The sequence below is a fragment of the Fibrella musci genome (genome assembly GCF_041321105.1).
Lineage (GTDB): Bacteria > Bacteroidota > Bacteroidia > Cytophagales > Spirosomataceae > Fibrella > Fibrella musci.
The window spans coordinates 553,083-567,056 of sequence record NZ_JBGGWD010000005.1; the positions used below are offsets into that span (position 1 = coordinate 553,083).

Annotated in this window: 7 protein-coding genes and 1 CRISPR repeat array; of the genes, 1 reads left to right on the plus strand and 6 read right to left on the minus strand. The window is 57.8% G+C overall.

The annotated features are described in order from the left end of the window. Positions 1 to 54 precede the first annotated feature (54 nt). Positions 55 to 612 (plus strand): pentapeptide repeat-containing protein, encoded by a 558-nt coding sequence (locus ACAW74_RS18815; RefSeq protein ID WP_370699764.1) that lies wholly within the window; start codon positions 55 to 57, stop codon positions 610 to 612. Positions 613 to 679: 67 nt separating this feature from the next. On the opposite strand, the gene ACAW74_RS18820 is transcribed toward ACAW74_RS18815, so the two are convergent. From ACAW74_RS18820 to ACAW74_RS18845, 6 genes are all read right to left on the minus strand, one after another. Beyond that, positions 680 to 3,076 carry a TonB-dependent receptor domain-containing protein gene (locus ACAW74_RS18820; protein WP_370699765.1) on the minus strand — a complete coding sequence of 799 codons (2,397 nt, stop codon included), beginning with the start codon at positions 3,074 to 3,076 and terminating at the stop codon, positions 680 to 682. Between the two features lie 230 nt (positions 3,077 to 3,306). Next, positions 3,307 to 5,050: a CRISPR direct-repeat array (repeat unit 37 nt; unit sequence GTTTCAATCCTCCTTACTAGTGGATTAGCTTTCGAAG). Between the two features lie 275 nt (positions 5,051 to 5,325). Beyond that, positions 5,326 to 5,967: a hypothetical protein gene (locus ACAW74_RS18825; RefSeq protein ID WP_370699766.1), complete on the minus strand. Its 642-nt coding sequence runs from the start codon at positions 5,965 to 5,967 to the stop codon at positions 5,326 to 5,328. Between the two features lie 27 nt (positions 5,968 to 5,994). Beyond that, on the minus strand, positions 5,995 to 8,172 hold the full coding sequence (locus ACAW74_RS18830) for a prolyl oligopeptidase family serine peptidase (RefSeq protein WP_370699767.1): 2,178 nt from the start codon (positions 8,170 to 8,172) through the stop codon (positions 5,995 to 5,997). A gap of 161 nt (positions 8,173 to 8,333) precedes the next feature. After that, a complete protein-coding gene (locus ACAW74_RS18835) occupies positions 8,334 to 8,747 on the minus strand; it encodes a hypothetical protein (RefSeq protein WP_370699768.1) in 414 nt (137 codons plus the stop codon). 113 nt (positions 8,748 to 8,860) lie between these two features. Then, entirely contained in the window at positions 8,861 to 11,809 is a 2,949-nt protein-coding gene (locus ACAW74_RS18840) for a fibronectin type III domain-containing protein (protein ID WP_370699769.1), read from the minus strand. 23 nt (positions 11,810 to 11,832) lie between these two features. Next, entirely contained in the window at positions 11,833 to 13,974 is a 2,142-nt protein-coding gene (locus tag ACAW74_RS18845) for a fibronectin type III domain-containing protein (RefSeq protein ID WP_370699770.1), read from the minus strand.

Below are 13,974 nucleotides of genomic sequence, written 5' to 3' on the forward strand. Positions count from 1 at the left end.
AAATGGCCCTTATTTTGGCAATCAGGAAGAAACTGGCCCGAAAATAGGCGACAAATGACCCCGAATTTAGTTGAAGGTATCGATTTCTCGGGCCAACCCCTGCCCAACGACGAATACGAGCTGTGCACCTTCACTCGCTGCACCTTCACCAACGCCGACCTCTCGAAGCGCGCGTTCTACGACTGTACCTTTACCGACTGCACTTTCGTTGGGGCCAAGCTGAACCGGACGGCCCTGCGCGAGGTGACCTTTGTGGGCTGCGACCTGACCGGCCTGCGCTTCGACCACTGCGACCCGTTTTTGCTGGCCCTGCGGTTCAAACGCTGCACGCTAACAAAGGCCAGTTTTGAAAAACTAAGCCTCAAAGAAACGTACTTCGGCCAGTCGGTGATGCACCGCGTCGATTTTACCCAAACCGACCTGACTGAAGCCGTTTTCGATGAATGCGACCTCGACGGGGCGCGGTTTGACTATACCGTGCTGGAACGCGCCGACTTCCGCACGGCGCGCCACTATGCCCTCGACCCCGAACGGAACCGCCTGAAAAAAGCCCGGTTTGCGTGGCCGGGCTTAGTGGGATTGCTGGTCAAATACGGCATCGAGGTGGGGTGAGTGTAGCCGCTCAGGTACGTTCCAGAGGCTGTTGATTCTTCCTGCTTGTCGTGAACAGACCTGTGTTCTACTCCGTAGGTACGTTAAAGGGGTTGCTGCGTTCTTCGCGTTTGCGAATGCCGAAGTTGTAGCGGAGGTTGAGGCCCACGCGGCGGGTATCGGCGCGGCGGTCACCCACGGCCGCAATGTTACCCTGATTGAGGGTAAAGGTGTTGCGGTTGGTGTAAAAAAGGTCGGTGACGTTCAGCGCGACGGTGAGTTTGCGGTTCAGGAACAGCCGGTTGATGCTCAGGTTCAGGTTGCCGAAATCGCCGAGGGCGTAGAACTGCTGCTGCCCGCCGCGCAGGTAAAAGGCGTTGAGCGTGAGCGTCGAACGGGTTCCGAGGCGCAGTTGCTGGTACGTAAAAAACCGCCACGATGCCCGGCTGAACATCAGCGGCTGGTTTTCGTAGCGCCCGTCGTAGTCGGTAAGGTTATACTGCGCCACCAGCACAAAGAAGTACTTGCCCACGGGCGGCATCCCGGCTACCATGCGGAAGTAAGTTTCGCGATTCTGGCCGAGGTTATCGAAAGTACGGTACGAGACCGCCGGGTTGCGCGGGTCCTGGTAGAGCACATTCGTGAAGATATTCTGAATATGGTTGCGCCCGATCGCGAAAAGCGGAAAGTCGTCGACACTGATATTGGCTTCGTAGGTTTCGGTGAACTGCGGTTGCAGGCCGGGGTTACCCGTTTCGTATAGATACGGGTCAATATAACGGGCAAAGGGATTGAGGTTATCGTAGGTAGGCCGGGCGATCGAGCGGCGGTAAATGAGCGACCCTTTCAGCTCGAAGCCCGAAATTTTCATCAACGGCCGGGTCAGGTACACGTAGGGAAACAGGTCGGTACGACGTACCCGGAAGGTGGTATCGCTGGGTACGCGCTGATGACCGTCCATATTGGTGTTTTCGGCCCGCAGGCCCGCTTTGAGCAGAAAACCGCCCGGCAGCCCCTTCGAGGCCTGCGCATAGGCGGCGTGGATAGCCTCGTTGTAGTCGAAGGTATTGGTACGGAACGGGTCGGGGCGGGTTTGGCCGTTAGTGGTGGTGCTGAAAGCCGTCTGGCTCGTAAACTGCTGAAGGGCCGATTTCAGGCCCGCTTCGAACGTAATGCGGTAAGGCCATTTTAGCCGCAGGTCGGTCTGGAACTGAGCCATGTGGCGGCGCGTATCGATGTCACCGTCGCCCGCAATGGGGTTGGCAACGGGGAGCTGGTACTGCGTCAGGTACGTTTGCGAGCCGTTGCCGCGCAGGTACGTATACGAGGCGTCGATGGTCCATTCGCTGCCCAGCGAGTCGATTTTGCGCCTGGCCGACACATCCTGCGACAGGTTGAAGGCCGTGTTGCGGTTTTGGAGGTCATTGCTATTGGCCGACACCGTAGCGGCCGTTTCCACCTGCCGAATCGCCGTCTGATTGGTTGCCGTCGAGTTATTCAGGCCATACGACAGCCGCCCGTCGAAGTTCAGGTTCCATTTGGGCGATAGCTCGTAACCCAGTCCGTAGCCCGCAAAAAGCCCCTCGCCGGGGAAACGAGTGTAGGCTTCCTGCCCGATGGTGCGCCCGCCCGTAAGCTGCCGCGTGGTCGTGAGTAGTTCGTAGGTCTGGCGGCGGTTGTAGTTGAGGTTCAGGTATTTGGTACGCCCACCGTCGCTTTCGTTGAGGTTAATACCCACGCCCTGATTACCAAACCGGCCCTGATTGGCCGACGCCGTAATGGCACCCGTCCGACCCAGCTTCACGCCTTTTTTCAACACAATGTTGACTGCCCCGCCACTGCCCGACGCATCGTAACGGGCCGAGGGGGTGCGCATCACTTCCAGCCGCTCGATGCTACCCGGCGGCAGGCTTTTGAGCAGCGAAGCAATGTCGGCCGTGCTCATTTTCTGCTCGCGGCCGTTGATGTAAATCGTGGCCGGCGTGGCGCTGCTGAGGTACACGTTGCCATCCTGATCGAGAAACAGGCCGGGGGTTCGTTCGAGCAGTTCAAACGCATTCGTACTGATGTCGGCAATGGGTGTAGGGTCTACGATGAGCTTGTCGTCCTCTTGCCGCAATAGTGGTTTTTTCGCCGTGACGGTCACGGCGTCGAGGCTTTTGGTGTCGGTGTCGAGCGTCAGGCGCAGCGTGGGTTGTTCCGGTGTGAAGCGCGCGACCCGTTGCAGTGATTTCATACCCACGGCCGTTACGAGCAGGTCGTAGGGCGTGCTCATCCGCAGCGATACGGCAACGATCCCAGCCGTATCGGCGATGGCGTTGACCCGTTGGGTTGAATCGGCCCGGTTGACGAGCCGGACAGCCGCGCCGGGCAGAGCCTGCCGATTGGCATCGGTCAGCCAGATACGCACGGGCCGCAGTTGTTGGGCCATAACCGGCCGCAGAAAGGCAAGTAGAAGCAGTGAGGTGAGTAGTAGTAAACGCATAAGAGGTGTCGCAAACGTGGGTAGTGACCCAACATTGATACGGTAAACCTCAGGTACGTTGCCTCTTGTATCCAACTAAATTGGGCTGAACACCGCAGAATAGTCGTTGAACGGAGAACGAAGGGGATATAACGCCATGTTGCGCCTCGAAAACCCACGACACAAACCGGCTGAAAAACCTGGTTTACGTCACCAGGAAGGCGATAAAGTCAATCGCTCAGGTACGTTCCTTTTCAATCCTCCTTACTAGTGGATTAGCCTTCGAAGCCTAAGTGAGGGCAGAGGCAAATATTGCGAAAGTTTTCGTTTCAATCCTCCTTACTAGTGGATTAGTCTTCGAAGGGCGGCAAAGACAGCATTGCGGCGGCATGGGCGACCTAGTTTCAATCCTCCTTACTAGTGGATTAGCTTTCGAAGCCATGTCGGCCTCAGCTCGGCTACTACGCTGGGCTTGTTTCAATCCTCCTTACTAGTGGATTAGCTTTCGAAGTCATAATTCCCTGTCTTTATCCTCCTATAAGATACGGTTTCAATCCTCCTTACTAGTGGATTAGCTTTCGAAGATGGCAATGGGTGCCTGATTGACATTTGGACGGTAACAGGTTTCAATCCTCCTTACTAGTGGATTAGCTTTCGAAGTGGTACCGCTACCGTCATCAAGGGGCGGGCGATCGTCTTGTTTCAATCCTCCTTACTAGTGGATTAGCTTTCGAAGCCACTCTTGATGCCTTCAGTTAATGACCCCACCCGAGTTTCAATCCTCCTTACTAGTGGATTAGCTTTCGAAGGACATTTTACAATGCATATGGGCGCAAGGTGGGCAAGTTTCAATCCTCCTTACTAGTGGATTAGCTTTCGAAGTCACTCGGCACTTCGCCGACAAACCGGACTATAACCGGTTTCAATCCTCCTTACTAGTGGATTAGCTTTCGAAGGCTGACCGCGCCCGTTACGCGCCTGACCTGCTCGAAACCTATACGATGTTTCAATCCTCCTTACTAGTGGATTAGCTTTCGAAGAGGGTTCGCTGTACAGATCAGCCTTCCGACAAAGAAGTTTCAATCCTCCTTACTAGTGGATTAGCTTTCGAAGGATTCGCTAATTGTGCGCGAAAAGCAGGGCAATTTGTGTTTCAATCCTCCTTACTAGTGGATTAGCTTTCGAAGACGCCAGGTGGCTACCCAGTACGCGGCGGGCACCATGTTTCAATCCTCCTTACTAGTGGATTAGCTTTCGAAGTCAGTGCAGGACACTGGTGGGAGTATCGCCACAGCATGTTTCAATCCTCCTTACTAGTGGATTAGCTTTCGAAGGCCGGTGCCCCTTCCTTCATCGGCCGTGCAGAAAGTGTTTCAATCCTCCTTACTAGTGGATTAGCTTTCGAAGGCCCGTCAGCGTCACGCGGGTATTTTACACCAGCGAGTTTCAATCCTCCTTACTAGTGGATTAGCTTTCGAAGGGTGCGTGATACGCTGGGAACGGTTCTGGGTGTCCTGGTTTCAATCCTCCTTACTAGTGGATTAGCTTTCGAAGGCAGGCCATTGGCGACCAGCTATCCGTCGACGGGTCAGTTTCAATCCTCCTTACTAGTGGATTAGCTTTCGAAGGAACGGTCAATCTGTTGTTTCGTGGGGTTGTGTTTTGTTTCAATCCTCCTTACTAGTGGATTAGCTTTCGAAGTACTGCTCGTTGAACGCCTTGATGGTGTTGTAGCTCGTTTCAATCCTCCTTACTAGTGGATTAGCTTTCGAAGACCACTTATCCAATTCACCCTCTTTTGCTGTCTGCTCGTTTCAATCCTCCTTACTAGTGGATTAGCTTTCGAAGTTCTGGGCCGCGCGCTGCCAGCTTTTCAGGTTATCCGTTTCAATCCTCCTTACTAGTGGATTAGCTTTCGAAGGCTGGCGCAACAGGCCGAACAGCTCGAACGCATGAAAGTTTCAATCCTCCTTACTAGTGGATTAGCTTTCGAAGACGTCTATTAACACATATCGCTGGCAATCAGAGTCGTACCCCATTAAAACGAATACTCGTTTTGGCAATTTCCGGTCGATCAAAGAACTATACAACACGCTATTGACAACATTTTCCGTAAAGCGAACTCCTTATCTATCAACCACATAAAAGCTGTTTTTGCCTGGCTCGTAATAGGTTGGCGATCGGCAGGAGCCGCCGGTCATTCGGTTTGCTAAGTTACACAGGCATTGGCTTTTTTTCGTACCCACACAACGACGAATAACCGGGCGACTTTAGTGCAGAAAATCGACCGATACCTGTAGGATCCGCCAGACTTCGGTACGGTCGCGGTACTGGGGCAGGTTCGACAGTTTAGCGTAGGTGACCGGGTTTTCGAGCATGAGCAACTTCGGCACAGGGGCAACGAGAGTTGTCGCGCTGCCCGAACCGGCGTAATTGAGCTGTAGCTTGAACGTCACCCGGTTGGGCCGGGCAAACGGCGGCGGCAGGCTGGGGCTTACCACAATATCCGTGAGCAACGACGACTTTTCGCCCGCCGTCATGGGCGTGGTCGAAAGCGTCGCCTGGCTGAGCGTATAGGTCGTGGTCGGAAATGACGGCTTGTTAATCCGGCTAAAATCGACCGACACGTTGTAGTAGAGCGTTCCCCCTTGCGGGCTGCTCGTACTGCTTACCGCTTTGCTTTTGGGCAGCTTGACGACCTGGGTCTGAGCACTGCTTTGGGCCAGCACTTCGTTGTTTTTGCCCATAAACCAGATGGTATGCAACTGAAATTCGCAGGGATACGGGCGGTCTTTGCCGTCGATGGTTTTGCAGGGGTTCGTGATAATGTCGTCGGTGGCGACGCGCGGCGCTGGATTGGGTCGCGATGCCAGCAGGCCCACGAACAACAGCAGAGCGAGGATGTATTTCATGGTTCGATCGAAGGTTTAGGAAACGGCTTATTTCTTCGCTACGCCAGTCGATTGAAAATCGGGGTGGCCCGCCTGCCAGAGGCCAAACGCGAACATGTTGGCGAAGTTGCGGAACGTCACCTGCTTGTCTTCGGTGAAGTGGCCGTTGTCGTAATTGACCTGCATCAGCACCGGGCGACCCGATGTGCTGGCGGCTTGCAGAGCGGCGGCCAGTTTACCCGGTTGCCAGGCGATGACCCGGGGGTCGTTCATGCCGCCCACGCACAGCACGGCAGGGTATTTGGTGCCTTCTTTCACGTGCTGAAACGCGTCCATTTCGTAGAGCGCCATGCACTCGGTAGAGTCTTTCACGGTACCAAATTCGGCGGCGTTGATGGGGCCGTTGGGCGAGTTCTCCATGCGCAGGGCGTTGGAGCAGCTTACATTGCTGATGGCCGCCGCAAACAGATCGGGGCGCTCGGTGATGGCCCGGCCAATAAGCACGCCACCCGCCGACGTACCCATGCCAATAAGCTTGCTGGCGCTGGTGTAGCCGCTTTTAATCAGGTACTCACCGCTGGCGATGAAGTCTTTCCAGGTGTTGGATTTGGTGGTTTTATAACCCGCTTTATACCACGCCTGCCCTTTCTCGGAACCGCCGCGCGGGTGGGTTTCGGCCAGCACTACGCCCATGTTGAGCAGGGCCAGATTGCGGCGGCTAAAGTAGGGCGTTCCCGATATGCCATAGGCACCATACCCGCTCATCAGGCAAGCCGCGCTGCCATCGCGTTTCAGGCCTTTTTTATAGACAATCGACAGCGGCACCATCGTGCCGTCATGGCTGGGCAGCTCCACTTCCTCGACCACCAGATCGGCCACGCCGGGGTAATTCATGGGTACGTGGAACGGGCTGACGACCAGCTTGCGGGTTTCCGGATTGTAATCATATAACGTACCTGGGTCGTTCCACGAGGTCGAATACACCAGCGCCTCGTTGGAATGGGGGGCATCGTAAAACTCAATGCCCATCGTGCCGGTGCCGGGCATGGGTACGTCGGCCCACTGGTTGGTGCGCGAGTCGAACTGCCGAATTTTCTCGTTGATGCCATCGCTGAGGATCACGAACAGATAATCTTTCGACGAGGCGATGCGGGTGATGTTCAGCTTGCTCTCAGGCAGGAGCACGGTGGCCGATGCTACGTTGGGATTGTTGGCATCAGTTACCAGAATCTGCCCGTTCGGTGCACCTTTTACACTCTGCATAAACAGCCGGTTGCCCAGCTTCAGAAAGCTATTGACGCTGTCGGTGACGGCACAAACCCGTTTCCAGGCAATGGTTGGTTTACCGACTTCCGAGGCCGGCGCCACCCAGGCCGTGGCCCGCCGGTCGACCGTGCCCAGATAGCCGTAGACCTGCGTCTGATCGTCGGAGTAAAACATGACCGGGTACTGATCGGGCTGGATGCCGAAATCGGGATTTTTGGCGATCGAGAACAGCTCGGGGTCGGTGGCGGGATCGGTACCCAGTTTGTGCAGCCGTCCTTTCGTGTTCAGGTTACCATTGGGGTCTTTAGTATCCATCGAGTTGTTGGGCGTGTAGAGAAACCCGCTGTTATCGGGCAACCAGGTGACTTCTCCGCCAAACACCGCCGTAATGCTCTCTGGCCTGAAGGCGGTCGGCATTCCGCTTTCCGTGGGTACGTCCATCGTGCGAATAGTAGACAGCTCGGCTCCCCCCTCCTGCATCCCGACGATCAGTTTCTTCCCATCAGACGACGGGTTGAAGGCCGTCATCATGTACGTTTTGCCTTTTTCGTAGGCCTCAGGATCGAACAGCAGCGTTTCAGGGCCCGTCTTGCCCTGCCGCATGTAGAGCTTACCCGCTTTTTCGCTGGGCATCGTCTTGCGGTAGAAATAGGTGTTGCCCCGCCGTTTGATCTCCCCGTAGCGCACGGCCAGCAGTTTATCATAGTCGACAAAGGTTTGGATCAGCTTGTCGCGGCCCGGTATCCGATCGAGCAGGGCGTTGGTATAGTCACCCTGCGTTTTAAACCAGGCTTTGGTTTCGTCGCTGTTCATGTCTTCGAGCCAGCGGTAATTATCGACGACGGTTTTGCCAAAGTATGTATCCGTGACAGGCCGTTTGGGCGTAGCCGGTAGCGGGGCGGGTTGGGCTAGCGCCCGCAACGACGCGAGCAGGCATACCACCAGGAGATTCGTTTTCATGATAAAGGAGAGGTTTTAACGAGTTGATTACGCAAAATTGCCGGGTTTACCAGCCTCGCACTATCCCATGATGATGGGGTTCCGGCCGGAGCCATGCATCGCTTATTCGCCCTAAAGCCTTACACTGACGCACTCACGATCAGCGGGTTACAGATCATAAATTAGTCAACTGGAATCAACCGATAGTCATTAACTGTGTTACCGGTTTTGCGGCTTTCGGCCGTCCGCTGCAACGACAGGCTGTTGGTCGTGGGGGGCTCTACGATGTAGTATTCGATCGTACCGATGGTATTGGTCGGCTGCGGCTTCAGGTTCTCCAAAATCAGCCGTTTGTTATCGGGAGACACCGACCACGTACCCGTGAGCGTACGGTTGTCGATGTCGATGAGCTTCACCACGGCGGGGTCGGTGAGGTCGAGCCGGAAATTAACGTACCCCGGCTTCACGTTGGCCGTGCCACCCTGCGTATAGACCAAGGCGGTACCTTCTTTCACCGTCTGCGCCTGCCACACCCGGTTGATGTTGAGCGGCGCCACCGGCTTGGGTTGGCAGGAAAGGATTAATGTACAATGCACAATGAATAATGCACAATGGCTCCGCCGTACCGCACGCCAGATGCACCATATCACCCATTTTACATTCTCCATCATCCATTGTACAGTATTCATTGTCCATTGTACATTCCTCTTCAGGGTATCCATATCTTCTTCGTATAACGGTGTTGGTCGGTGTCGATGCTGAGGATGTAGAGACCGGCGGGCAGTTGAGCCACGTCGTAGGGGAAGCGCGTTCCGCCGTTGATGCGGCAGTGGTCGGTGAGTATCGTGCGGCCGCTCAGGCTTACAAGCATCAGGTTGGCCTCCTGAAACTGCGTCCAGTTGAGGGTCACGACGAGTGTCTGGGTACGTTCGTCCACGTGGGCATACATGCCTTCGGGCAGGGGCAGCGGGCGCACAGCAATGATGGCTTCGCCGGTTGTGACTGGCACCACGTTGCTGTTGCCCGATGAGCCATTGGCGTTACTGCTACGGATGCGGTAGTAGTAGGTGGTATTGGCGGTCAGATTCTGGTCCAGGTACGTGGTGGTACTACCCGTCACCTGCTCTACTTGCTGGAAACCGCCCGTCGGGCTGGTCGAACGTTCGATGGTTGTGCTGGTGGGTCCGTTGGTGATGGCGCTCCACGACAGCTTCACCCGGTCATAGTCGACCAGTTCGGCTTTCAGGTCGGTGGTTGTCGAGGGCACGGGCAGGGCGGGCACGAGCGCGTTGGCCGTTACCCAGGCCGATGGCCCAGCGCTGTTGAACGCCCGGAGCTGATAGTAGTAGCGGGTGTTGGCGGTGAGGCCCGTGTGTGCAAAGCCGGTCGCGTTCAGGCCCTGATTAGGCAAGGTTAATGACTGCCAGGGGCCCGCGCTGCTAAAGCTCCACTGCAACTCGTAGCCCGTTTCGTTGGTCGCGACGTCAGTCCAGACCAGGTCGATACGGCCGGTGGTGCCGTTGGCTACAAAACCGGTTGGCGGGGGCGGCGCGGTTAGGGGTGGTGGGTTGGTGGTGGCACATTCCGGCCCGGCAAACGCCGATAATCCCGCATCGTTGGCGGCCAACACCTTGTAGCAGTACTGGCTGCTGGGATTAAGCCCCGAATGAACGTATTCGCGCTGATTGGCCTCGACGTCGGTGAGCTTGACGAACACGGCCGTCTGGCTCGTGGCCCACCAGATTTCAAAGCGCGATTCGTTGTCGCTGTTATCAACCCATGTCAGCCGGATCGCCGTGTGCGACTGCGGCGTGGTGGTCAGGTTCGATGGCGGACGCGGGGGTGTCAGCGGCGGAGCCTGCGTGGTGGCCTCTTTCACATCCGACCAGTCGCTGTTCAACACCGCTCCCGCCGTGGTGACCAGCACCGCCCTGATTCGGTAGAAATAGCGCGTCGACGGTGCACGGCCACCATCCGTTTTCTCGCGGCTGGCCGCCGGTATGTTCGTGTCGACGTTCTCCCAGGGGCCATTGCTGGTGGACGACCGTTGCAACTCGAACCGAGTGACATTGCTGCCATTCTGTTTCCACGTCAGCCGGATGTCGGTGCTCGATTGGGCCGAGGCGGCAAACTCGAACGGTTTCTCCGGGCCCGTTACGGGCGGGGCATTGGTGCTATTGTTGGCGGTACTATATGGCCCGGCTGCCCCCGTATGCCCCACGGCCCGGAGGCGGTAGTAGTAACGCGTAGATGGGGCGCGGCCGCCGTCGGTGACTTCGGTGGCGGCCGCGGCGGGGTTCGCAACGCGCTCCCAGGGATCGGTGTTGTTGAGGCTGCGATCGAGTTCGTAACTCGCCGCGCCGGCTACACTTGTCCAGGTGAGTTTGATCTGCGTGTCTGAGAGCGGCGTTGCGACAAAGTTGGCAGGAGCAGCCAATGGCGCAGCCTGTGTGCTTTCACAGACTAAGCCCGGCGTCCAGTCGCTGGCACCGGCATTGTTGATGGCCCGGACGCGGTAACAGTAGCGGGTGCCGGGTTTCAGGTTGGTACTACCATACGTCACGGTGCCGGTGTTGTTGGGCGGGTAGTTCGGGAGGTTGGTCCAGGTAGCGCCGCCGTCTTCGCTGCGCTGCACCTCGAAGCCGGTTTCGTTGTCGCTCAGATCGGCCCATTGCAGGTCGATCTGCGTATCGGACCGCACGGCCAGCGACAGGCGGGCTGGAGCATTGGGCCGGGCAGCCTGCGTGGTGGCGCACTTACTTTCCGATACCTGATGGCCGCTTTCCTGGATGCGGTAGCAATATTGCTTGTCGGGTTGCAGACCCGTATCGGTATACTCACCCCCATCGGCGAGCCAGTCTTTGAGCTTGTTCCAGGTACGTTGGCCGTCGTCGCTGCGTTCGATGGTAATGCCCGATTCTTTGCCGTAGCCCGTCCAGTTTAGCCTGATCGAGGTGGTACCTGTGGCGGTGGCGTTGAAATTCCGGACGTTGGACGCCGCCAGCGGTGTGGTCTGGCAGGCGTTGGGCGAATAGCCCGAGGTGCCCTGTTCGGGGTCTTTGGCCCGGACGCGGAAGCAGTAATTGACGCCGCCCGATAAGGTATTGATCTTGTAGCTCAGGCTGTTGCTCCGGCCCGACGCCTGCGTGTTGACCACCTGCCAGGCCCCACCAGCCGGTTGCATTTCCAGCTCGTAGGTGGTCGACAGCTGCGTCGTCCAGGTCACCCGGATCGCGTTTGTTTCCACCTCCGACAGTGTGGGAGCAGGCGGCGTAGGCGGCGCAGCCTTAGTCGTACCGGGTGTGGTATTTGAATAGTTGGTATACGTGTTTCGGCCCAACGACCCACGTACCCGGTAGTAATAGGTACGTGACGACGCCAGATTCTGGTCGCAGTAGTTGCCGGTCGCCAGCGCACCGGAGGCCACCGGCTGCGACTCGCCTACCTTGTTCCAGCCGGTACGCCCGTCGTCTGACCGTTCGATCTCGTAGGGGATCGAGCTGGGTACGTTGGGCGTCCATTGCAGGCAGATCGACCCGCCGTAGCTGACGTTGGCGTTCAGGTTGGTTGGGGCATTGGATTGTGCCAGCAACGGGCCGATTCCGCCCAGCAGGAGCAGTAGGTACGTTAGCGCGAAAAAAAAGCGAATCCGATTCATGGGTGTGGCGTTTAGCGGGCTGATCATTCCACATACAGGCCAACGGTGTCGGGGTTACGGCTGGCGTGTCCCCGGCTGTCTTCGGCCAGAATCTGGTAATAGTTGGTCTTTTTCAGCAAGGGAGTTTTGTCGACAAACTGAGCGGTAGTCCGGGGGAGCGTCGTCAGTTTTTGCAGCGGCTTTCCAGCTTCCGCCCGGTAGATCACGTAGCGTTCAACGGTTGGGTCCAGCGGGGCATCCCACTGCACCACCACGCCCGGCCCGCTTTGCAGCAGGCGCACGTTCCGGACGCCCGCCGGGAAGGTTTCGGTAACGGTGCAACGAGCTTCCACGCTGGGAGCGCTGAGTTGTTCACCCGCCCCTACCGTCCTGACCATATACGCGTAGGAATTCCCCTCGCGGATGGTCGTGTCTGCCCAGAAATTCGTTTCGGCCCGCAACGTACCGGGGGTAAGCAGTTGCCAGTCGGTGGGCGTATTGTCGGCATTGACCAGGCGGCGGTACACCCGAAAGCCGCCCGCGCGCTGCCGGGCTTCAACCAGGTTGGTCCAGTAGAGGTTCACAACCCGGCGCTGGGGCGTATTGTCGCGCAGGCGAGCCGTGAGCTGGGCCGGGGGGCGCACGGTGGTTTTGCCCACGACCGTTACGGGAGCCGACAGCGGACTGATGTTATACGATGTGTTTACCGAGGCCACCAAATACACCCACACCTCCGAGTCGCGGTCGGGCAAGGTGTCGGTGACCGTGACGGTCGTGGCAGCGTTGGCGATGAGGCGACCCACCTGCTCGGGTTTTTGATCATAGTCGCGGGCGCGGTAGAGGTAGTAGCCCGTTACCGGTCCGGCGGGGCGATCCCACGTCAGCGTTACCGTGCGTCCGTTTTGTTGACCCCGCACGTTTTCGGGGCGGGCGTAGTTGGTCTCAGCCCCTTCCAGCAGCGCCGGAACACGGGCTGAGGGGTACGTTTTGCCGTAGGCTGTATTGACGACGAGCGTGTAGAAGTACGTTTGCACGGGCCGCACGTTGGCGTCGTGGAAAACCGTATCCGCGGGGCTCACGCTGCCGATCCGCACAAACGTTTTGTCGAACTCGTTGCCCCGGAAAATATCGATCGACGTGATTTCCCGCGACGGGGCTACGCGCCAGCTCAGGCGGAGCCTTTTTTCGGCCCGTATGCTGTTCACCCGAAACTGATTGGGTATGAACGTGATCTCGTTGGGGCGGGCATTATAGACATTGTAAACCGCCGACGCCGTGCCCCGGTTGCCCACATAGTCGCCCGGTACCACATAGTAGGCGTAGCTTAATTTATCCACCACCGTAGCATCATTAAGCTGGTAGCGGATACGTCCGTTTTTCGACCGGACGGGGTAGTATGAGGCGACGACCGGCTCGAATTCACCGCGCAGGTAATAGGCGCGGTACAGGTGCAGTACCTCTGGCGCGGGACCACTGACGACCTCACATTCGATGGTTGCCGTGGGGCCTTTGGCATAAGCCGTGTCGATGCGCAGAACCGTAGGTGGGTACGTTCCCGGCATGGATGCGACCGACACCGACACGCCCCGCACGTCACCTACCAGCGTCGTGCTGCCGTCGGCGCTGAGGCGGCTCAGGCGGTAATCGTAGAGCAGGTTAGGCTGTGCAGTGGCATCCCAGTGGCCGAGACCGGCGGCTATCCGGTACTGCGGCGTCACCATCAAGTTGGCGAGCGAGTCGGCGGTGGCGTGGCGGCGTAGCACCTGGTAGCGGGCATCGACGATGGCCCGATCAGGCAGCTTCAGGTACACGGGGGGCATCTGCGCGATGGCTTCGTTGAGCCGACCCGCGAAACCCTCGGGCAGGGTTGGAAATGCCGGCTCGGCGATGGGCTCATAAGCTGCGCCACCGGCCGGGCTGCGCTCCAGGCGGTACCGGAACGTTTTGGGTAGCTCACGACCGAAGGACAGAAAAATGCCGCCTACGCCGGGCTGCGCCGTAAACTGCTCCGTCAGGGCCGCTTTCGCTGGTGCCGTGGCAGGCCGGTTCGGCGTTGCCTGTGCTGGTCGGGCCGTTGGTCTGGCGGTCCGCCACCCATTCGGGCTCGACTGTGCTAGGACGGCCTGGGTTAGCAGGCTGCTCAGTAGCGCCATACCGCCGAGCAGGTACGTGTGTATTCGGGTCAT

Excerpts from the sequence above, each read along its gene's own strand:
- ACAW74_RS18815 (WP_370699764.1), top strand. The coding sequence starts at position 55 with ATGACCCCGAATTTAGTTGAAGGTATCGATTTCTCGGGCCAACCCCTG.
- ACAW74_RS18820 (WP_370699765.1), bottom strand. The coding sequence starts at position 3,076 with ATGCGTTTACTACTACTCACCTCACTGCTTCTACTTGCCTTTCTGCGG.
- ACAW74_RS18825 (WP_370699766.1), bottom strand. The coding sequence starts at position 5,967 with ATGAAATACATCCTCGCTCTGCTGTTGTTCGTGGGCCTGCTGGCATCG.
- ACAW74_RS18830 (WP_370699767.1), bottom strand. The coding sequence starts at position 8,172 with ATGAAAACGAATCTCCTGGTGGTATGCCTGCTCGCGTCGTTGCGGGCG.
- ACAW74_RS18840 (WP_370699769.1), bottom strand. The coding sequence starts at position 11,809 with ATGAATCGGATTCGCTTTTTTTTCGCGCTAACGTACCTACTGCTCCTG.
- ACAW74_RS18845 (WP_370699770.1), bottom strand. The coding sequence starts at position 13,974 with ATGACCCGAATACACACGTACCTGCTCGGCGGTATGGCGCTACTGAGC.